The sequence below is a fragment of the Stenotrophomonas sp. 169 genome, assembly GCF_014621775.1.
Lineage (GTDB): Bacteria > Pseudomonadota > Gammaproteobacteria > Xanthomonadales > Xanthomonadaceae > Stenotrophomonas.
On sequence record NZ_CP061204.1, the window covers coordinates 3169395 to 3190162 of the forward strand.

At 65.3% G+C, this 20768-nt stretch carries 18 protein-coding genes; 7 read left to right on the forward strand and 11 right to left on the reverse strand.

Going from position 1 to position 20768, the window contains the following annotated elements:
* Positions 1–47 precede the first annotated feature (47 nt).
* The 3 genes from ICJ04_RS13730 to ICJ04_RS13735 form a co-directional block, all read right to left on the reverse strand.
* On the reverse strand, positions 48–1217 hold the full coding sequence (locus tag ICJ04_RS13730; protein ID WP_223202896.1) for a BBE domain-containing protein: 1170 nt from the start codon (positions 1215–1217) through the stop codon (positions 48–50).
* Entirely contained in the window at positions 1193–1675 is a 483-nt protein-coding gene (locus ICJ04_RS18380; RefSeq protein ID WP_223202897.1) for an FAD-binding protein, read from the reverse strand. The genes ICJ04_RS13730 and ICJ04_RS18380 overlap by 25 nt, the downstream gene beginning before the upstream one ends.
* Before the next feature lie 391 nt (positions 1676–2066).
* Complete coding sequence (locus ICJ04_RS13735) at positions 2067–2507, reverse strand: cupin domain-containing protein (RefSeq protein WP_223203076.1); 441 nt, start codon at positions 2505–2507, stop codon at positions 2067–2069.
* Positions 2508–2669: 162 nt separating this feature from the next.
* Between ICJ04_RS13735 and ICJ04_RS13740 the strand changes: the two genes are divergently transcribed.
* Positions 2670–3563, forward strand: coding sequence for a LysR family transcriptional regulator (locus tag ICJ04_RS13740; RefSeq protein WP_188324776.1), 894 nt, complete (start codon positions 2670–2672; stop codon positions 3561–3563).
* A gap of 86 nt (positions 3564–3649) precedes the next feature.
* Here ICJ04_RS13740 and ICJ04_RS13745 read toward each other — a convergent pair whose 3' ends face one another.
* The 3 genes from ICJ04_RS13745 to ICJ04_RS13755 all read right to left on the reverse strand — a co-directional run bounded on the left by ICJ04_RS13745 (position 3650) and on the right by ICJ04_RS13755 (position 7354).
* Positions 3650–4633: an aldo/keto reductase gene (locus ICJ04_RS13745; RefSeq protein ID WP_188324777.1), complete on the reverse strand. Its 984-nt coding sequence runs from the start codon at positions 4631–4633 to the stop codon at positions 3650–3652.
* A gap of 447 nt (positions 4634–5080) precedes the next feature.
* On the reverse strand, positions 5081–6226 hold the full coding sequence (locus ICJ04_RS13750; RefSeq protein ID WP_188324778.1) for a PilT/PilU family type 4a pilus ATPase: 1146 nt from the start codon (positions 6224–6226) through the stop codon (positions 5081–5083).
* Positions 6227–6316: 90 nt separating this feature from the next.
* Positions 6317–7354: a type IV pilus twitching motility protein PilT gene (locus ICJ04_RS13755; protein ID WP_188324779.1), complete on the reverse strand. Its 1038-nt coding sequence runs from the start codon at positions 7352–7354 to the stop codon at positions 6317–6319.
* A gap of 107 nt (positions 7355–7461) precedes the next feature.
* Here ICJ04_RS13755 and ICJ04_RS13760 point away from each other — a divergent pair, with 107 nt between their 5' ends.
* Together ICJ04_RS13760 and proC are read left to right on the forward strand one after the other, a co-directional pair.
* Positions 7462–8118 carry a YggS family pyridoxal phosphate-dependent enzyme gene (locus tag ICJ04_RS13760; RefSeq protein ID WP_223203078.1) on the forward strand — a complete coding sequence of 219 codons (657 nt, stop codon included), beginning with the start codon at positions 7462–7464 and terminating at the stop codon, positions 8116–8118.
* Between the two features lie 18 nt (positions 8119–8136).
* A complete protein-coding gene (gene proC, locus ICJ04_RS13765) occupies positions 8137–8958 on the forward strand; it encodes a pyrroline-5-carboxylate reductase (RefSeq protein WP_188324781.1) in 822 nt (273 codons plus the stop codon).
* Positions 8959–9100: 142 nt separating this feature from the next.
* Here proC and ICJ04_RS13770 read toward each other — a convergent pair whose 3' ends face one another.
* Positions 9101–9997, reverse strand: coding sequence for a LysR family transcriptional regulator (locus ICJ04_RS13770; protein WP_188324782.1), 897 nt, complete (start codon positions 9995–9997; stop codon positions 9101–9103).
* 95 nt (positions 9998–10092) lie between these two features.
* Here ICJ04_RS13770 and ICJ04_RS13775 point away from each other — a divergent pair, with 95 nt between their 5' ends.
* The gene (locus ICJ04_RS13775; RefSeq protein WP_188324783.1) at positions 10093–10695 is read left to right on the forward strand and encodes a short chain dehydrogenase; all 603 of its coding nucleotides are present in this window, start codon (positions 10093–10095) and stop codon (positions 10693–10695) included.
* A 209-nt stretch (positions 10696–10904) separates the two neighbouring features.
* On the opposite strand, the gene soxR is transcribed toward ICJ04_RS13775, so the two are convergent.
* On the reverse strand, positions 10905–11339 hold the full coding sequence (gene soxR / locus ICJ04_RS13780) for a redox-sensitive transcriptional activator SoxR (RefSeq protein ID WP_188324784.1): 435 nt from the start codon (positions 11337–11339) through the stop codon (positions 10905–10907).
* A gap of 66 nt (positions 11340–11405) precedes the next feature.
* Between soxR and ICJ04_RS13785 the strand changes: the two genes are divergently transcribed.
* A complete protein-coding gene (locus ICJ04_RS13785; protein WP_188324785.1) occupies positions 11406–12764 on the forward strand; it encodes an MFS transporter in 1359 nt (452 codons plus the stop codon).
* A 244-nt stretch (positions 12765–13008) separates the two neighbouring features.
* The gene (locus ICJ04_RS13790) at positions 13009–13713 is read left to right on the forward strand and encodes a hypothetical protein (protein ID WP_188324786.1); all 705 of its coding nucleotides are present in this window, start codon (positions 13009–13011) and stop codon (positions 13711–13713) included.
* A gap of 52 nt (positions 13714–13765) precedes the next feature.
* On the opposite strand, the gene ICJ04_RS13795 is transcribed toward ICJ04_RS13790, so the two are convergent.
* Both ICJ04_RS13795 and ICJ04_RS13800 read right to left on the reverse strand, forming a co-directional pair.
* A complete protein-coding gene (locus tag ICJ04_RS13795; RefSeq protein ID WP_188327345.1) occupies positions 13766–15742 on the reverse strand; it encodes an alpha/beta hydrolase in 1977 nt (658 codons plus the stop codon).
* Positions 15743–15747: 5 nt separating this feature from the next.
* Positions 15748–16725: a DUF4105 domain-containing protein gene (locus tag ICJ04_RS13800; RefSeq protein ID WP_188324787.1), complete on the reverse strand. Its 978-nt coding sequence runs from the start codon at positions 16723–16725 to the stop codon at positions 15748–15750.
* 215 nt (positions 16726–16940) lie between these two features.
* Between ICJ04_RS13800 and ICJ04_RS13805 the strand changes: the two genes are divergently transcribed.
* Positions 16941–17339 (forward strand): GFA family protein, encoded by a 399-nt coding sequence (locus tag ICJ04_RS13805; RefSeq protein ID WP_188324788.1) that lies wholly within the window; start codon positions 16941–16943, stop codon positions 17337–17339.
* 321 nt (positions 17340–17660) lie between these two features.
* Here the strand turns inward: ICJ04_RS13805 and ICJ04_RS13810 are convergent, their stop codons facing one another.
* Complete coding sequence (locus ICJ04_RS13810) at positions 17661–20762, reverse strand: efflux RND transporter permease subunit (protein WP_188324789.1); 3102 nt, start codon at positions 20760–20762, stop codon at positions 17661–17663.
* Positions 20763–20768: the final 6 nt, after the last annotated feature.

Below are 20768 nucleotides of genomic sequence, written 5' to 3' on the forward strand. Positions count from 1 at the left end.
GTGACGACTGCGGGTCGTCCGTGTTCCGGGATGACGGCCAGCGTTCGTCACTGCCCGGGGTGTGTCAGAGGAATGGAAAGGGCGTGGCGGAAGATGTTGGTCGGGTCGACCTTCGCCTTGAGCGCGATAAGCTTCTCGATCAGTTCGGTATTCCACCCGTAATAGAGGTTCAGCCAGTCCTCGTCCTCCTGCCCAGCGTCGTCATACCGCATGTCGATGTCGGGGTAGTTGATGTAACAGCCATCAAACGCGGGGCGGGATGGTTTTCCCTGATGGACCGCAGCGTAGATCGTCCGCATCCATCCAAGGTGCGCCGCATCATCAGCGCAGTCCGCCCAATAAGACTGGAACTGGGTTTTCAGCAGCGATGCGCGTTGCGCAACAGCCGTCGCGCCGATGCCGTTGCGGTTGATCGCTCCCCCGTAGGAATCGATCTGCACCAGCGTCTGCCGGAAGCGACGTTCGCTCGTCGCGGTCGTCAGATGCGTCCACAGCGCATCGCACATCGCGGGCGAGAACTGCGCGTTCTGGTACACCGATTTGTACTTGCCACGGTGGTTGGCGCCCGAACCATTCACGGTCTGGGTCAGGTAGATCCAATCCATGGCATCGTCGGCCTCCAGTTGCATCACGTCGCGGTGATGCGGGCCGCTCCGCGCCAAAGGCGGGATGTTCGGCATGATGAATTCCGCGCACCGCGTTGCCGGGATGCCCGCTGCCGCGTTCATCGTGCTGATGAAGTCCAGCAGTGGGGCATCATTCTCCCCGCCCACGTCCCCCTGCGGGCCGGTGAACTGGATGCCCAGCACGACGTTGTCCGAGGCGTCGATGTGGTTGAGTTTCAGCACCGTGAACAACCCGCCGTTGCCACGCCCTCGGATGGGGTTCGTCGCATCCGCATCATGCGCTTCGAACCACGTCCAGTACGCCTGCAGGAAGCCAGTGAAGCGCCCCTTCAACGACGACCATGGATAGACCAAGGGCAACCAGTACGCCTTGCGGGGAGCCTTCGGCAGGTCGTCGAAGTAGTACGCGATGATGATGCCGAAGTTGCCGCCGCCGGCACCGCAGCAGGCAGTGAAAAGAGCGCGCTGAATGTCAGACCGACTGTCTGCACGCACGTGCAAAGGCACCAGCGCTGTGCCCTGCGTGTTCGGCACGAGCACATCCACCCCTGTCACCCAATCCACGGTCAGCCCGTGCAGGCGTGACAACATGCCATAGCCACCGCCACTGATATGCCCCCCACGCCAACGGAATAACACGAGCCGCCCGGGAGGGTCCGCCCTGCCTGCTTGAACAGCGAAACGTAGCCGTCCCAGTTCTGGTTGCCGGTAAGGATCTTGAAGCGGTAACGGTCCGCACCCTCGTTCCAGGGGGAGGTGACCTGTTGCTCCTCGTCGTACTGCATCCCCTTCATTTCACCCAGGTCGATGATGGACAGGGACTCGCCTGCCAGCTTGTTCGCCACCAGGCCTTCATAGCAATGCCCGCCGCTGCGCACGGTGATGCGATGCCCTGCCGCGAGCGCGGCGTTGGCTGCTGCGAGTACCTCCTCCGGCGTGGTGCATATGCGGATATCGTCTGCCCCCTCCGCCAGGCTTGGTGGCCATCGAAGATTGAACCCCTTCTGCAAGGCTTCGTGGCGGGCATCGAGGCGGGTGATGACGTTCATCTCTGCGACTCCTTCGTAACCGCCTCACCAACGTGGCTCGGCTGGCTCGAAGATGATCCCCATGAACGTCCGCGTCGATGCGGTAGAGACACCCGCGTGCAGCGCACTGCAGACGCTTGACGGATTGTCTAGCGTGGTCGCCGACAGAGGCGTGCCCAAGAGGCGTTCCATCAGGCCCGACCAGCGCGCCGGAGGCGGGGATGCCCTCCTGTGTGCAAAGGCTACGCGTTGATTCATCCGACAACGATCGCGCCATGACGCACCCTCTTCGACGGGCTTCCTCGCGCCCGCTGCGACACGCTGCGGTCACACCGCACCCGGCAACGCGCGCCACGCTCGGCGAGCGCAGCGGCCGTCGACGACAGTCCAGCGGCAAGCGGCCGTCGGTGCCTTACTCGTCGCGATACTGCCCGTCGGTCACCTGCTCGAGCCACGTTACAGGACTGCCATCGAGCGACTCTGCGATGGCGATGTGGCTCATCGCTGCATCAGCGCGAGCGCCATGCCAGTGCTTCACGCCCGGCGGGATCCACACCGTGTCGCCCGGTCGCAGGGGTTGCCGGGGCTTGCCCCACTCCTGCACCCAACCCGTACCGGTGGTGACGATCAGCGTCTGCCCCAGCGGATGGGTATGCCAGGCCGTACGCGCACCGGGCTCGAAGGTCACCGTCGCCCCGCCAACGCGCGCAGGCTCGGTGCCTTGGAACGGCGCATCGATCCGAACGGTGCCCGTGAAGTAGTCTGCGGGGCCGGCTGCAGATGCCTTGCTGCCGGCGGGGTTGACCGCGATGGAAGCGCCTTCCGGCGTGCCAGCGGTCGTGGCCATGGCCATCGCAGCGGTCAGTAACAGGGACATCGTGTATTCCTTGGCAACGGTTGGAAACGCCAGCCTACGCCTCGCTGGGGCCGCCATTGCAGCAGCCTGAGCGGATGCATCCAGAAACGCCGCTCATCAATCATTGCCCACCGTGACCCAGCGCGCGATGATGCGCGCATGCCGCGCGAGAATCTCAACGATCTGCAAGCGTTCGTCCATGTTGCCCGGGAGGGCAGCTTCACCCGCGCCGCTGCCCAGCTGGGCGTATCGCAGTCCGCGCTCAGCCATACGCTGCGTGCGCTGGAACAGCGACTCGGCGTGCGCCTGCTGACCCGCACGACGCGCAGCGTGTCGACCACCGAAGCCGGGCAACGGCTGCTGGACACCCTGTCGCCGCGGCTGGCGGAAATCGAAGAAGAGCTGACCGCGCTGGCCGAATACCGCGACCGACCCGCGGGGACCATCCGCATCAGTGCCGCCGGCCATGCCGCCGAGCACGTGGTATGGCCGCGACTGCAGCGCGTACTGCTCGACTATCCGGATCTGAAGGTGGAACTGACCGTGGATTACGGGCTGAGCGATATCGTCGCCCAGCGGCATGACATCGGCATCCGGCTGGGTGACCAGGTGGCCAAGGACATGATCGCCGTGCCGATCAGCCCACCGCTGCGCATGTGCGTGGTCGGCACGCCGGCGTACTTCCGTCACCATGTCATCCCGATGCATCCGCAGGACCTCGCCGCGCACAGTTGCATCAACCTGCGCCTGCCCACGCATGGCGGCCTGATGCCATGGGAGTTCGAGCGCGATGGCGAAGAAATCAACGTCCGCGTAAGCGGCCAGTGGACGTTCAACAACAGCGCACTGATGTTGCGGGCCGCGCTGGCGGACGGGGGCCTGGCCTGGCTGCCCTGTGACCTCGCACGAGTCGCAGTCGACAGCGGCCAGCTGCTGTCGGTGCTGGAAGACTGGTGCCCGGATTTCGATGGGTACTACGCCTACTATCCCTCGCGTCGCCAGGCCTCGGTGGCCCTGCGCATCGTCCTCGATGCACTGCGCGAAGCCCGCTAGCGCCGCGCCCTGCGCTGCGAGCGCAAAGCGCGGCTTGTAGCAGACATCACCCTGCCGGACCCGATGCCGTCGAGCAGGGCTCCGCGCTATCGCCCTACCAGCTGGGCCTGCGCCGTACTGTAGCGCTCACCCACGATCGCGATCTCGGCCAGCGCCGCTTCGATGTGCGCCCGCGCCGCACCGTCCAACGTCAGCGACGCCGCGCCGAGGTTTTCCTGCAGCCTGGGCAGCTTGGTCGTTCCCGGAATCGGCACGATCCACGGCGCCTGCGCCAGCAACCACGCCAGTGCCACCTGCGCCGGCGTTGCGCCGGTATCAGCGGCGATCGTGCCGATGCGGTCCACCAGGGCTTGGTTCGCCGCGCGGGCATCGGCTGCGAAGCGCGGCACCGAATTCCGGAAATCACTGGCATCGAACGTGGTATCGGCCGAAATCGCGCCGGTCAGGAAGCCCTTGCCCAGCGGGCTGAACGGTACGAAGCCGATGCCCAGCTCTTCCAGCACAGGCAGCAGTTCTGCTTCCGGCTGCCGCCACCACAGCGAGTACTCGCTCTGTACCGCGGTTACCGGCTGCACCGCATGGGCGCGTCGTACGGTCGCGGCAGCGGCTTCGGACAGACCGAAATGCTGCACCTTGCCTTCGGCGATCAACTCACGCACGGTCCCGGCCACGTCTTCGATCGGCACGTTGGGATCAACGCGATGCTGGTAGAACAGATCAATGCGATCGGTACGCAAGCGCTTCAGGCTGGCCTCGGCCACCGCCCGGATGCGTTCAGGACGGCTGTCCAGTCCCGCGCCGGCGCGGCCTTCCTTGAAACCGAACTTGGTGGCGATCACCACTTTCTCGCGGTACGGCGCCAAGGCCTCGCCCAACAGCGCTTCGTTCTCGAATGGACCGTAGGCTTCGGCGGTGTCGAAGAACGTCACCCCCTGGTCCACCGCTGCATGCAGCAGTGCGACGGCCTGAGCGCGTTCGGTGGCGGGGCCATACCCGAAGCTCAGGCCCATGCAGCCCAGACCGATCGCGGAAACGTGCAGGCCACTGCGGCCGAGTTCACGGGACTCCATGGAAATGCTCCTGCCGGCGATGCCGGAATCAACAAAGGAAGCCCACCGTACGCCGTGCGGTATCGACGATTGGATCCCCTGCGGCGCTGGCGGTGATGAGCCGGGCTCATGAAAGCAACAGCAGTGGCCTGTGGCGGTGTGCTTGATCGCGTTGCTTTACCGCCTTGCTTCGCTGCCTTGCTTCGCTGCCTTGCTTCGCTGCCTTGCTTCGCTGCCTTGCTTCGCTGCCTTGCTTCGCTGCCTTGCTTCGCTGCTTTGCTTCGCTGCTGTTTTTTACCGCTGTGTTGTATCGCTTGGTAGAGCCGACTTCAGTCGGCTGCTTCACCGACAGCCGACTGAAGTCGGCTCTACCAAGGCGGGCGGAACAGCCGACTGAAGTCGGCTCTACCAGGGCAGGTGGAGCAGCCGACTGAAGTCGGCTCTACCAGGACGGGCGTGCCGTCGTGGTCAGCGGACTTCGGAAATCTCCACACCGTCCAGGCCCTGCGACAGTGTGCGGGCATCGCCGCCCTGGCTCAGCTTGATGCGCAGGCGCACTTCGTTCTGCGAATCGGCATACCGCAGCGCGTCCTCGTAGCTGATCTCGCCCGCCTGGTACAGCTCGAACAAGCTCTGGTCGAAGGTCTTCATGCCCAGCTGGGTGGACTCCTTCATGACTTCCTTGAGCTTGTGGATCTCGCCTTCGCGGATGTAATCCTGCACCAGCGGCGTACCGAGCATGATCTCCATGGCGACCTTGCGCGAGCGTCCGTCCGGCGAGGGAATCAGCTGCTGCGCGACCACGCCCTTGATGTTCAGCGACAGATCCATCAGCAGCTGGTTGCGGCGATCTTCGGGGAAGAAGTTGATGATGCGGTCCATCGCCTGGTTGGCGTTGTTCGCATGCAGCGTGCACAGCACCAGATGACCGGTCTCAGCGAAGGCAATCGCATGGTCCATGCCTTCGCGGGTACGCACCTCGCCGATCATGATCACGTCCGGTGCCTGGCGCAGGGTGTTCTTCAGCGCCGCTTCCCAGCTGTCCGTATCGATGCCGACCTCGCGCTGGGTGATGATGCAGCCTTCGTGGCGGTGCACGAACTCGATCGGATCCTCGATGGTGATGATATGGCCGGTCGAGTTGTGGTTGCGGTAGCCGATCATCGCCGCCAACGAGGTCGACTTGCCGGTACCGGTCGCACCGACGAACAGGATGATGCCGCGCTTGGTCATCGCCAGCGTCTTGATGATCGGCGGCAGCGCCAGCTCATCCACGGTGGGGATGCGCGTTTCAATCCGGCGCAGCACCATGCCGACCTGGTTGCGCTGGTAGAAGCAACTGACACGGAAGCGGCCGACACCGGACAGGCCGATGGCGAAATTACATTCGTGCGTCTTCTCGAACTCTTCGCGCTGCGCCGGCGTCATCACGTTCAACACCAGATCGCGGCTCTGCTGCGGCGTCAGCGGGGTCTGGGTGATCGGCGAGATCTTGCCGTTGACCTTGATCGCCGGCGGCATGCCGGCCGTGATGAACAGGTCCGAGGCGCGCTGGTGCGCCATCAGCTTGAGGAAGGAAGTGAAATCGATGGTATTGGTGGCGGCACTGTTCACGGCGGACTCCAGATGGCGGGGCGGTAGGCGCGATGCATCGGCGTGCGACGCGCGCCGGTTGGACGCGCCCCGCCCTGCCGTTGCCGCGCCTTACTCGAACAGGCGCTTGTCCTTGGCGTACTCTTTGGCTTGGTTGCGCGTGATCAGGCTGCGCTTGACCAGATCCTGCAGATGCTGGTCCAGGGTCATCATGCCGTACTGCTGACCGGTCTGGATGGCCGAGTACATCTGCGCCACCTTGTCCTCGCGGATCAGGTTGCGGATGGCGGGCGTGCCGACCATGATTTCCCAGGCCGCCGTGCGTCCACCGCCGACCTTCTTCAGCAGCGCCTGCGAGATGACCGCACGCAGCGACTCCGACAGCATGGAGCGCACCATCGGCTTTTCGCCGGCGGGGAACACGTCGACGATACGGTCGATGGTCTTGGCGGCCGAACTGGTGTGCAGCGTACCGAACACCAGATGGCCGGTTTCCGCCGCGGTCAGCGCCAGGCGGATGGTTTCCAGATCGCGGAGCTCGCCGACCAGGATGATGTCCGGATCTTCGCGCAATGCCGAACGCAGCGCTTCGTTGAAGCCATGCGTATCGCGGTGCACTTCGCGCTGGTTGATCAGGCACTTCTGCGAGGTGTGCACGAACTCGATCGGATCCTCGACGGTGAGGATGTGTCCGTACTCGTTCTTGTTGATGTAGTCGATCATCGCGGCAAGCGTCGTCGACTTGCCCGAGCCGGTCGGCCCGGTCACCAGGATCAGCCCCTGCGGCTGCTGGATGACCTCGCGGAACAGCGGCGGGCAGGCCAGGTCCTCCAGGGTCAGCACCTCGGACGGAATGGTACGGAACACCGCACCCGCGCCACGGTTCTGGTTGAAGGCATTGACGCGGAAGCGCGCGAGCGACGGAATCTCGAACGAGAAATCGACCTCGAGGAACTCCTCGTAATCGCGCCGCTGCTTGTCCGACATGATGTCGTAGACAAGCGCATGCACCTGCTTGTGGTCCAGCGCAGGAATGTTGATGCGACGGACATCGCCGTCGACACGGATCATCGGCGGCAGGCCTGCGGACAGGTGCAGGTCGGATGCTTTGTTCTTTACGGAAAACGCCAACAGCTCGGCGATATCCATGAGCGGCTACTCCCCAATAACGGCTTGGACTGGAAGGATCTTTCCCCGGGCGTCAGTATAGCGTTCTGTCAGACCGGAACGCGTACGTGCAAAGTCCCCTGCCCGGAATACTGAGCAACCTGCAGAACGCGGCCCAGGCCGCCGGGCGGCCAACCCCGTCCCTGCTGGCGGTGTCCAAGACCCACCCGGCCGACGCCATCGCCGCGTTGGCCGCCCAAGGCCAGCGCGCGTTCGGCGAAAACTACGTGCAGGAGGCCCTGGCAAAGATCGAGGCGCTGCAAGGCCTGGCACTGGAATGGCACCTGATCGGCCACCTGCAGTCGAACAAGGCCGACGCGGTTGCGCGCGCCTTCGACTGGGTGCAGAGCGTAGACCGGTTGAAGCTCGTGCAGGCGCTCGCCCGCCACCGTCCCGCCACCTTGCCGCCGTTGAATGTGCTGATCCAGGTGAACGTGGATGACGAAGACAGCAAGCACGGATGCGCGCTGGAGGCAGTGGATGCGCTGGCCGCGGCGATTTCGACCGAACCGACCCTGCGCCTGCGCGGCCTGATGGCCATCCCGGCGCCATGGCCCGATGCCGCGCGTCGGCAGCAGGCGTTCAGACGCATGTATCAGGCGCAGCAGGCGCTTGCCGACCTTCATCCCGGCGCAGACACCCTGTCCATGGGCATGAGCGGCGACTACGCCGAGGCCATCGCGGAAGGCTCGACCATGGTCCGCATCGGCACCGCACTCTTTGGCGCCCGCCCGCGCCCCGCATGAATTGAAAGGAAGATCCAGATGACCGATACCTCCATTGCCTTCATCGGCGGCGGCAACATGGCGCGCAGCCTGATTGCCGGGCTGGTGCGCCAAGGCACGGCACCGGCCCAGATCCACGTGGCCGAGCCGGTGACTGCGCTGCGCGAAGCGTTGACGGCCGAGTTCGGCGTCAAGACCTATGCAGGTGCCAGCGAAGCCGCGGCGCAGGCGGGCACGTGGCTGCTGGCGGTCAAGCCACAGGTGCTGCGCGATGTATGCGCGTCGCTGCAGCCGCTTGCCGCGGCAACGAAGCCGCTGCTGGTGTCCATCGCCGCCGGCATCACCAGCACCCAACTGGACCGCTGGCTGGGCGGAGACGTGGCCGTGGTGCGCGCCATGCCCAATACCCCGGCCCTGCTGGGGGCCGGTGTCACCGGACTGTTCGCCACGCCAGCGGTCACCGACGCGCAACGTACGCAGGCGGATCGCATCCTGGCCAGCGCAGGCGGCACGGTCTGGGTGGACGACGAGGCGCTGATGGATTCGGTGACTGCTGTATCCGGCAGCGGGCCGGCATACGTTTTCCTGTTGGCCGAGGCAATGGAAGCCGCCGGCATTGCACAGGGCCTGCCCGCGGAAGCGGCACGCACGCTGGTGCAGCAGACGCTGCTCGGTGCATCGCGCATGCTGAACGAAGCCGGCGAGGCACCCGGTGAGCTGCGCCGTCGCGTCACCTCGCCGGGAGGCACCACCCAGGCGGCAATCGAAAGCTTCCAGGCAGGCGGCTTTGAAGCGCTGGTCGCAACGGCACTGGCTGCCGCACAGACACGTGGCCGCGAACTGTCCGCCGCCAACGATTGAACCCCGGTAGTGACGGCCGCTGGCCGCGCTTCGGCTGGCACACCACAGGTAGAGCCGACTTCAGTCGGCTGGTGTTGGCGCAGCCGACTGAAGTCGGCTCTACCCAGCGGGCCGCCCCCAGCGTAGCCGACTGAAGTCGGCTCTACCGTACCTCGGGCGCCACCGGAAACCGCTCCATCAGGAACTCAACGAAACACTGCAGACGTGGCCGGGGGCGGCGGTCCGGCAGGTAGATCAGGTGCATCGGCCGTGCGGCCGGCACGTGATCGGCCAGCACGGTGACCAGCCTTCCCGCCGCGATGTCTTCGCCCAGCAACGCGGTCGGCTGCAATACCAACCCGGCACCGGCCAGCGCAGCCTGCCGCAGTGCCTGGCCGTCGTTGCTGCTCAGCCGTGCGCGCGGCTCCCAGTCCACCGCATCGCCGTTCGCCAGCCGCCATCCATGGCCCCCGCGCCAGGACAGATGGCTCAGGCACTCATGCTGGGCGAGGTCCACTGGATCACGCGGCGTCCCTTTCCGCCGCAGGTAGTCCGGCGACGCGCACAGGCTCATCGCGTAGGGCGGCAAGGGGCGCGCCACCACCTCGCGGGACGGCAGCGGGCCTACGCGGATCGCCGCGTCGAAACCGTCCTCGATCAAGTCGACAGTGCGATTGCTGAGGTCCAACTCGATGTTCACCAGCGGCTGCGCTTCCAGCAACGAAGCCAGCGCGGGCGCGAGCACGCAGCTGCCCCACGTGCTGGGCGCACTGATCCGTAGCAGCCCACGTGGCTGCAACTGCAGGCCCGCGACACTCGCTTCGGCGTGCTGCACCTGCTCGAGCACCTGCCGGCATCCGGCAAGATACGCGGTGCCGGCCTCCGTCAGACGCTGACGTCGGGTGTTCCGTTGCAGCAGCGCCGTACCCAGATGCGCCTCCAGCTGCTGGACGTACTTGCCGACCATCACGGCCGACACGTCCAACTGTTCGGCCGCGCGCGTGAAGCTGCCGAGGTCGGCCACGGTGACAAAGGCCTGCATGCAGCGGAGCCTGTCCATTACTAACTCCAGGTTAGGAATGAGCGAATCATACGCCCCTTATCCAAAGCCGATCGCCGCGCCAGACTGGCCTCACTTACTGAAGGAGTATCTGCATGAAGATCCTGATCGTTGGTGCCTCTGGGACGTTGGGGCAGGCGGTAGCCCAGCATCTGGGCCAGCACCATGACGTTGTCACCGCAGGGCGTCGCAGTGGCGATCACCGCGTGGATCTGACCGACGATGCCAGCGTGCACGCCCTCTTCCAGCAGACCGGCCTGCTCGACGCGGTGATCGCCACCACCGGCCAGTTGCACTTCGGCCCCCTGCAGGACATGACGGCTGCCCAGTTCAACAGCGGACTGCAGGACAAGCTGCTTGGCCAGGTGCGCTTGGCATTGGCCGCGCAGCATCACCTGCGCGCAGGGGGCTCGATCACCCTCACCAGCGGCATAGTGAGCGCCCAGCCGATCCGCGATGGCAGCAATGCGACGGCGGTCAATGCTGGCCTGGAAGGCTTCGTGCGTGCGGCAGCATGCGAACTGGTGGCACGCGGACTGCGCATCAATGTGGTGAGTCCTACGGTGCTGGAAGAATCCGCAGTTGCCTACGCGCCGTACTTCCCGGGCTTCGAACCGGCGGCTGCCAGCCGGGTCGCGCTGGCTTACCAACGGGCGGTGGAAGGCATCCAGAGCGGGCAGACGCTCACGGTCTGGTGAGCTGCGGGCGACTGACCGAGCAAGTCCGGGCAGCCAGGTAGAGTCGACTTCAGTCGACAAGCGCAGGCGGTGCCGACTGAAGTCGGCACTACCGAACCAACGGCGAGCAGCAGCCGACTGAAGTCGGCTCTACGAAACCAACTACGGACAGCAGCCGACTGAAGTCGGCTCTACCGAGCCAGCGGCGAGCAGCAGCCCGAGGGCTGTCCTCATTCCCAGCGCTGCGGCCCTTCGCCCTGTTCTGCCAGCACATCGCCGGGGTTGGCCAGCCAGCAGCGTTTCAGCGACAGGCAGCCGCAGCCGATGCAGCCGGTCAGCTGATCGCGAAGGAACTGCAGCAGGTGGATGCGCTCATCCAGTTCGCTGCGCCAGCGCGCGGACATGCGCGCCCACTCCGCCTTGGTCGGTGTGCGTCCTTCAGGCAGCTCTGCCAACGCCGCACCGATTGCTTCCAGTGGCATGCCTACCCGCTGTGCCACCCGGATCACTGCCAAGCGCCGCAGTACATCGCGCGGGTAACGCCGCTGGTTTCCTGCGTTGCGCAGGCTGCGGATCAGCCCCTTGCGCTCGTAGAAGTGCAGCGCCGACACCGCCACGCCGCTGCGCTTGGCGACCTCGCCTACACTAAGCTCCTGCATCGCCATCTCTTGACCTCAACCATGGTTGAGGGCGGATGCTGCCGCCTCCGCATTCCCATTACAAGCCCTGACATGAACTCCGACGTCTCTTCTCTGGCCCTGGTGGATAAGGCATCCATCCTCTCGCCACGCTATCGCGCCACGACGGTCGGCATGGTCGCACTGGTGGCGCTGGTGGCGTTCGAAGCGCTGGCCGTTGCGGCGGCCATGCCTACCGTCGCGTTCGCACTGGATGGCCTGCGCCTGTACGCGTTGGCCTTTGGCGGCGCGTTGGCGACAAGCGTGATCGGGATGACCGTGGCGGGTCGCGTGTGCGACCAACGCGGTCCATCGCGGCCACTGTGGCTGGGTCTCGCGTTCTTCGTCATCGGTCTGATCGTCGCCGGCCTCGCCCCGCGCATGGGTGTCCTGGTGGCCGGACGCCTGCTGCAGGGCGTGGGCATCGGCGCGGTATCGGTGTCGCTGTACGTGCTGGTCGCGCGAACCTTCCCCGAGCCGCTGCGGCCGAAAGTCTTCGCCGCCTTCTCGGCGGGCTGGGTGGTCCCATCGCTGGTAGGCCCGGGGCTGAGCGGCCTCATCGTGCAGTACGCCGGGTGGCGCTGGGTATTCCTGGCGGTTCCGGTGCTCGCTCTGCCGGCTGCCTGGTTGCTGGTGCCCGCGCTGCGCGCCAGTGCACAGGACGTTCGCACCGAGGTCGTTGCGCGCCCGGTCGTGCGGTGGGCCGTGGGCGCGGCGCTGGCCGCCCTTCTGTTGTACCTGGGGGGACAGCAGCAGGGCATCATCGCGCTCGCGTTGATGAGCAGCGCGCTGGTCGCGCTGGTGGTGTGCAGCCGCCACCTGCTGCCTCCCGGCACCTTGGCGCTGCGGCGCGGCTTGCCCAGTGTGATCGCGCTACGCGGTATCGCCGCGTCTGCGTTCTTCGCCGCGGAAGCCTTCCTGCCGCTGTTGTTGCAACGCGAACGTGACCTTTCCCCCCTGTGGGCAGGCGCTGCACTCAGCATGGGGGCGTTGGGCTGGTTCTCCGGCTCATGGCTGCAGGGACATCAACGTTTTGGCTGGACCCGTGCGCATCTGGTGCAGGCCGGTTCGTGGATGATGGGCGGCGGCCTGCTGCTCACCTCGCTGACCCTGCAACAGGGCGTGCCCCTGCTGCTGGCCTTGGCAGGCTGGTCACTGACCGGCCTCGGCATGGGCCTGATCTACCCCAGTCTGTCGGTGCTCACGCTGTCGATGTCACCGCGTCACGAACAGGGCGCGAACAGCTCGGCGCTGCAGCTCAGCGAAGGCATCGCAGTGGCGACCACGCTGGCGTTGTCCGGTGCACTGTTCGCCGCCTTCATCGATGGTCGCGAAACACTGGGCTACCTGCTGTGCTTCGCGGTGACCCTGCTGCTGGCGCTGCTGGCCACGGTGGTCGCGCGGCGCATCTGATCGCATGCGACCAGGGTGGGTGACGACGGTGGGTTGTCACGTCATTGGCTGTTGGCGGCCTTGTGACAACCAACGGTCGTCACCCACCAATAGCGGTCGTTTCCGACCGCGCGTTGCACCTCTGCGGATATAGCGGAACAACACCCGATTGATTCTCGATAGCTTCGCTGCATTCTGAGACGTCAGCCCCGCGCCACGCTTCAGTAAATCGTAAACATGCGAGTCCAGCACAGAGGACAACCCCATGCTTGCCACCACGTTCCTTCTCTCAGCCGCCCTGACCGCGCCGCCAATGGCCGGTTACATCGACCGCATTGTGGAGCACCGTGCGGATGGCGACGTCATCCTCCGTACATCCGAGCACTCTGACTTCAACGGAGGGAAGATCCGTCTGGAACAAAAGCTGCGCCGTCTCTCTGGCAATAAGTTTTCCATAGACTTCAGCGATCAGCCTGCTGCCACAAAGACCTACCATGAAGCGCTGTGCCTTGAGAGCGGGATGCGACCCAGCACGGGGCGGGGAATACTGGGAGGTGAAAATGCCATAGCCGCTTGGTCGTGCGTATCTTCCGAAACGCGAGAGGGCACTCCGGCCACCATCGAAGAAATCGAGCGCGCGTTCGACGAGCCTGCATCAAGCCAGGACAACTGGACAGACTATGCACGTACCGCCGCTCCCTCTGGGAGTGCAGCACCGGGGCAGCCGTTCTTCGCCATCGGATCGATGAACGTGAAAAGCTCAGTAGCCGGCGCAGTGTCCTACAGCGTCAGCGTCGATGACAGACGGTGCTACGCTCAAAGTGCCGAGCGTCACGCGGGTGCCTTCGAGCTTTCAGCGCAGACAGGTGTGAACTGCAGCGGCACCCGTCCCGGTTCTCTCAACACTGAACTGCGCGCCTGCGTCCCGCGCGCGTGTGGCCTGAGCCAAGGCAGCTACCGCATACGGTGAAGCGCCCCCAGGGCCTGTGACGACCAGCGGACGTCATCCACCAGACTCCAGCTCACGGCCTTGCACCCACCTCGTCCACGTCCTCGCGCAGGATGCGGCGGATTTCCAGCACGGCCTGCGGCGTCTCCTGCACGCTGTGGCCGGAGATGATCACCTTCTCCGACACGGCGCCCTCCAGGTGGGAACTCCAGTACGGCACCAGTCCGTCATCGGATTGCAGCAGCGGCACTTCTGGCTTGCGCTGGGCAATGATCGAGTGATATTTCAGCCCGGGCTGGATCGGCAGCGAGCCGGCTGCCATGACGAAGGGATCGGTGGATTTCAGGTTGTCGATGCTGTTGGGCACGCGCAGCTTTTCACTCCCACTACGTTGCGCATCGGCCTGCTGCAGGGTGTTGAATGCATCCTCGAATGAACCCAGGATCGTCAACGGCAGACGCACCAGACGACCGATCAGGCGCCCCACCCGGTTGCCCGCGATGTCCGTTCCCTTGTGCGGGGCCGCGATGAAGATCGCCCGTTCCACGTTCGGCTGCGGCTGGAACTGCAGCAGCGGGCCCAGCTTGGTCTTCACCCGCTGCAGGCGCTCGCCTTTCAGGTCGTAGCGTGCCATCAGGTCGTTCCACAATGCATCGCCGGATGCGCTGACCATCAGCCGTCCCAGTACACCGCCCATGCTGTGGCCGATGAACACCTGGTCCTTCGACGCACGCGTCTGCCCGCTGGGATCGAAGTGTTTCAGGGTGCTGTTGAACGCGCGCGAGATCTCGTACCGGTTCAGCGCAATCGGCGCATTGGTCGGGTAATACACCTGCCACACCTGGAATTCGCGGCGCAGCTCCTCTTCGCCCATGATTTCGTTGGCCACGTTCACCCACGCTTCCGGACTGCTGCCCAATCCATGCAGCATGAAGATGATGCGGCGGTTCGGGTCCCAGGGTTGCATCAGGTAGATGTGCGGCTCCTTGATGCCTTCGGCCAAGCCGAACAAGGTGCGCAGCGCCTGCGTGGCGAACCCGCTCTGTGCAAGCCACAGCCCATACGCCGCAGTGAAGTTGCCGGCCAGCGGCACCTGCTGCCCGTGCAGGTCGACCCGCTCGGTCGCTTCCGGTGAATACACATCAAGCAATACCTGGCTGGTCTTCAGCACGTCGTCCAGCGAGTCGCCCTTGAAGCGCAGCAGCGCGGTGGCGTTGATCGAGGACATCTCACTGTACTGCGGCACTTCGTGTTTCCTGGCGGGCGCGGCCGCATCCACCGGCGCGTCTGCCTCCGGCAAGGGGGTGCTCAACCGGGGTGGGTCCATCACCACCACCAGCTCGGCACCGAACCCATCACGGCGGTAGGTGCTGCGCAGGCCAACGAAGCTGATCGTTGCCGCCGACACCAGCCGGGTCGGCATGCTGGGCATCGACAGGCGATCGTAGTCGGAGGTGATCGTCCAGCGCTCGCCGGCCACGGGCGCGTTGTAGTCTTCGCCTTCCAGCGCGGACGCGCGTGCCCGACGGAACACCACCGACGCCGTCTGCTCAGCAGCATAGTTGTAGTAGTCGCGCACCTGCGTCTGCCGATCCTCGAAGGCGCGATCAGAGGGCGCGCGGCCACTGAAGAACAGGTACGCATACGCGTAGCGCGCCGCTTCCAGCCATGCATCCACGGCCGCGTCGCTCATCGGCTCCTTGTCTGCATGCTTGGGTTTCGGACTGAGGGCCAGCGCCGTCTGCACCCACAGTTCGGACAGCGCCGACATGCGCTGCTCGGCACTGATGCCATCGGTATCCAGCAACGTCCTGCGGCAGACCACTACGTCCTTGCCACACTGGCTGGCATCCAGCCCCACAACGCTCAGTGTTTCCTGTGATGCCGCACTGAGCTTGCCGGTGGTCAGCACATCCGAGCGCTTGCTGGACAGGTAATCGGTGTTGGCCACCTGCTTGACCGTTACCATCGCGCAGCCACTGCCCAGCAGCAGCACGGCGGCAGCGAGCAGCAGGCGTATCCTCTTCGGCAAGTAAACCGGCGCCCTCATGTCGATCATTGTTCATCTTCCTGGGCGGTGCCGGGCACGCCACAGCGGATCCATCTGGAGAAATCCTTGTCAGACGCCGGCTGCAGTGCGCGATCGGTGATGCGTGCGCGCTCGCGGAGCGCTTTGAACGAATGCCCCGGCGTCAACGCGCCTTGATCGAATGCGTAGCGGTCCAGATACCCGGACAGCAGCAGGCGGTAGTCCAGCGGCAGCCCGGGGGCGATGTGCCGCGCCAGATCAAATACGATCGTGGTGCAGTTGCTGGTCAAGGTGTTGTAGAACGCCGGCGCCGCATCGAGCGTGCGTGCCTCGTCGATGTAGGCAGCGAACAAGGTACGTAGCTGGGCCTGGCTCAGGCCATGCAGCCGGTACAGATAGACATCCTCGCCGCGCGCATTGGTGCGCGTGCGGATGATGTCGGTTTCTTCGGATGCCACCAGGGTCATTTCGAACTTGCGGAAGAAGCCGCCCAGCGCGGAGAACGACTCGCCCTGCTCTTTGCGGATCTCCAGCGAGAACACCAGCTGGCGACCGTCCTCGAACCCGAACGACACCAATGTGTGGGCGATCGCAGGTCCCATCCAATACGACATCACCAGGTCGGCCGACGCCAACTGCTGCAGGTCGTACTCCCGGCGGACCCAGCGCGCATCGTAGTCCTGCTCGGTGCGCCAGGTGAAGTCGCGCACGTTGTCCAGCACGACCCTCCGACCGTCGAAAGAGGCCACGTGCAGCCGCTGCGCCACGTCGTCGGCCCATGCGCGGTCCTGTCGCGGCGTCAGGCCCAGCCACGTCAGTGCCGCAGCCACCATGCACAGCCCGTACGCGGCGGGCAGCCTGCGCCCCGCCCGTCCGCGGGCCACACGCACCGACATCCAGCCACCCGCCAGCAACCAGAGCAGCGCCGCGCACCCTGCCAACCAGCCGGGTCCCGGCACCTGATAGAACACCAGTCCAGCGACCCACAGGGTGGCCAGCAGCATGAGGGTTCCGATACTCCAACGGCCTGCTGCCTTCACGGGGACCTGTCGCATTCATCTTGGGGCGCCTAGTTAGCCACAAGCGAGGTGCCGGGGAAATCCGAAGGCGTTCAGGAATGGCCGCCGCGCGGACCGGTGGCGTCCCGGTAGCCGCCGGGAGCGCTACCGCGCGACGGGAGATACTTCGGGCAGAATGACGCCACGCACCGGGAGGGATCATGGGCATCAAAGAGGTTTCGGCTGTGGCGGTCAACGAATGGCACACCGCCCGTTGCCATTGTGGCGCCGTGCAATTGCGCCTGCATCTGCCTGATGGCATCGTCGATCCGCGCCGGTGTGACTGCTCGTTGTGTCGGCGTCGTGGCGCCATCGCGGCCACTGTCTCTGAAAACGGGATCGAGATCCTGCAGGGGCACGCGCACCTGCGTCTGTACCAGTTCAACACCCACGTGGCCGAGCACTGGTTCTGCGATGTCTGCGGAATCTACACACACCACCGTCGGCGCTCGAATCCGCATGAGTACGGCTACAACGTGGCCTGCCTGGAGGGCATCGATCCGTTCGGGCTGGGCGTGGTACCCACCAATGACGGGGTCAACCACCCGGCCGACCGATAGACACCAGGTCAGTGCCTGCTGCGGCGGCTCGGGGCGGCAACCTTCTGCCAGGGCGAGATCGCCAGGCGACCTGCGCGTACGGGGCGCTTCAGGGTCAGGCGCCGGGCGCCTGCTTCGGGAGGCGCATCCGGTCCCTCTTCGATCGGCCCTGCATCGCTTGGCGTTGCCAGTAGTGCAGTGTGCGGAAGCAGGCGGTCAATGAGCCACATGGCGGAACTCCGTTGGGGGCGGGTGCACCCACCCTAAGTCCGCCCCGGCGACCGCCATGTGATCCGCCGATGACATGACGATGACCGTGCTGAACGGCACGGCCACTCACGTTCAGGCGCTCTTTTTCCGCCGGCCCAGACCGCGCACCAGCACGAAGAACAACGGCACCATCAAGATCGCCAACAGCGTGCCGGACACCATGCCGCCGATCACGCTGATACCGATCTCGCGTCGGCTCACCGCCCCGGCACCCGTGGCCAGGGCCAGCGGCACTACGCCGGCCACGAAGGCCAGCGAGGTCATCACGATGGGCCGCAGCCGCAGGCGCGCCCCTTCCAGGGCCGCATCCACCGCAGAGCGTCCGGCACGGTACTCGGCCTCGGCGAATTCCACGATCAGGATCGCGTTCTTTGCCGACAGGCCGATGGTGGTCAACATGCCGACCTGGAAATAGATGTCGTTGACGAAGCCTGCGACGGTGGTCGCCAACACGGTGCCGAGCACGCCCAGCGGAATCACCAGCAGCACCGCCACCGGCACTGTCCAGCTTTCATACAGCGCCGCGAGGCACAGGAAAATGAACGCAATGGACGCCAGGTACAGCCAGATCGTCTGGTTGCTGGAGAGCTGCTCCTGGTAGGACAGGCCGCTCCACTGCAGGCCGAATCCCTCTTCCTGGGCCACCAATTGCGTCATGCGGCCCATGGCCTGACCCGAGCTGCTGCCCTGGGCGGCACTGCCCTGCAGCTGCATCGCCGGCAGGCCGTTGAAGCGTTGCTGCAGCTGCGGCCCGCGCTCCCAATGCGTGCGGGCAAAACTGGCGAACGATGCCATCTGCCCATCGCTGCCACGCACATACCACTGGTTGATGTCCTCGGGCACGCTCCGGTACGGGGCGTCGCCCTGAATGTAAACGCGCTTGACCCGGCCGCGGTCCAGGAAATCATTCACGTAGGTTCCGCCCCAGGCGGCCGACAACGTGGTGTTGATGTCCGCCTGCGCCAGACCCAGGGCGCTCGCCTGGGCCTGGTCGATATCCACCTGCAGCTGGGCGCGATCGCCCAGTCCATTCAAGCGCACCGATGAAAGGCCGGCGTCCTCGTTGGCCGCCTGCACCACGCGCTGTTGCGCCACCTTCAGCGCTTCGCGGCCCGCCGCACTGCTGTCCTGCAGCCACAGTTCGAACCCGCTGGACTGGCCCAGCCCGCGCACCGCAGGCGGCGACAGGACGTTGACCTGAGCATCGGCCACAGCACGGAAGTGCGCGTTGGCGCGGGCGATGATCGCATCGGCGCTGGTGTCCCCATCGCGCTCACTCCACGGTTTCAGCGCAAGGAACCCCTGGCCCGCGTTCTGCCCTGTACCGGCATTGTTGCGACCGACCACCACGAAGGCGACATCCACGCTCTGCTTTTCATTTTCACGGAAGTAACGTCCGATTTCCTCGCCCAATGCTTCGGTCTTGGCCATGGGCGTACCCTCCGGCGTGGTGAACTGGAACATCACCAGCCCTTGGTCCTCTACGGGCAGGAAGCCGGTCGGCATGCGCAGGTACAGGCCCGCCACCGCTACGACCACCAGCAGATAGAGGACCATCCAGCGCCGCGGCCGACCGACCACGTGGGCCAGGCCGGCACGGTAGGAGGCCTGGGTGCGTTCCACCCGATCATTGAACCAGCGGAAGAAGCGTCCCGGCGGGCGCTCCTTGTCGGCGGGCTTGAGCAGGGTGGCGCACAGTGCCGGGGTCAGGGTCAGCGCGACCAGCGCGGAAAGCACCATGGCCGACGCAATGGTGATCGAGAACTGCCGGTAGATGATGCCGGTGGCTCCGCCAAACATCGCCATCGGCAGGAAAACGGCACCGAGCACCACGGTGATGCCGATCAGCGCACCGGTGATCTCGCCCATCGAGCGCTCGGTGGCTTCGGCGGGTGGCAGCCCTTCTTCGTGGATGATGCGCTCGACGTTCTCCACCACCACGATCGCATCGTCCACCAGCAGACCGATCGCCAGCACCATCGCGAACAGCGTCAGCGTGTTGATCGTGAACCCGGCGACGGCCAGCACCCCGAAGGTTCCCAGCAATACCACCGGCACCGTGATCGCCGGGATCAGCGTCGCGCGCAGGTTCTGCAGGAACAGGAACATCACCACCACCACCAGGATGATCGCCTCGATCAACGTATGGACCACCCCTTCCACCGACACCCGTACAAATGGGGTGCTGTCGCGTGGATACGCCACCTCAAGGCCAGGCGGGAACGTCGGCTTCAAGCGCTCGATTTCCGCACGCACGGCATCGGCGGTCTGCAGGGCATTGGCACCGGAGGCCAAGGTGACCGAGAATCCGGCGGCCGGGTACCCATTGAGGAAACTGCTCATGGTGTAGCCCTGCGCACCGATCTCGATGCGCGCGACCTGGTCCAGCGTCAAGGCCGCGCCATTGGGCAGTGTCTTGAGGATGATCGCGCGGAACTGCTCCGGGGTCTGCAGCCGTGACTGCGAGGTCACCGTGGCGTTGAGGCTCTGGCCGTCCATCGCCGGCAGACCGCCCAGCTCGCCGGCCGTCACCTGGGTGTTCTGCGCCTCGATCGCGCTGCGCACATCGCTCGGCATCAGGCTGTAGGCACGAAGCTGATGGGGATCCATCCAGATGCGCATCGCGTAGGGAGCGCCGAACACATCGATCTCGCCGACGCCCGGGATACGGCTCATCGGATCCTGCACGCTGCTGGACAGGAAATCCGACACGTCCACGCGCTGCATCTTGCCGGTGGTGTCATACAGCGCGACCACCATCAGCGAGTCGCCCTGCGACTTGGCTACTGTCACGCCCTGCTGCTGCACTTCCTGCGGCAGGCGGTTGATCGCCTGGTTGACGCTGTTCTGCACCTGCACCTGGGCGATGTCCGGGTCGGCCTGCTGGTCGAAGGTGACCGTGATGCGTGCCTGCCCTGCGGAAGAGCTGCTGGAAGAAAAATACAACAGGTGGTCGATGCCCTTGATCTGCTGCTCGATCACCTGCGTGACGCTGTCTTCCACGGTCTGCGCGGACGCACCGGTGTAGTTGGCGGTGATGTTGATCTGGGGAGGCGCAATGTCAGGGTACTGCTCCACCGGCAACTGCAGGACCGCGATGCTGCCCAGGGCCATGATGGAGATCGCCAGTACCCAGGCGAAGATCGGACGGTGGATGAAGAATCGGGAGAGCATGCGCAG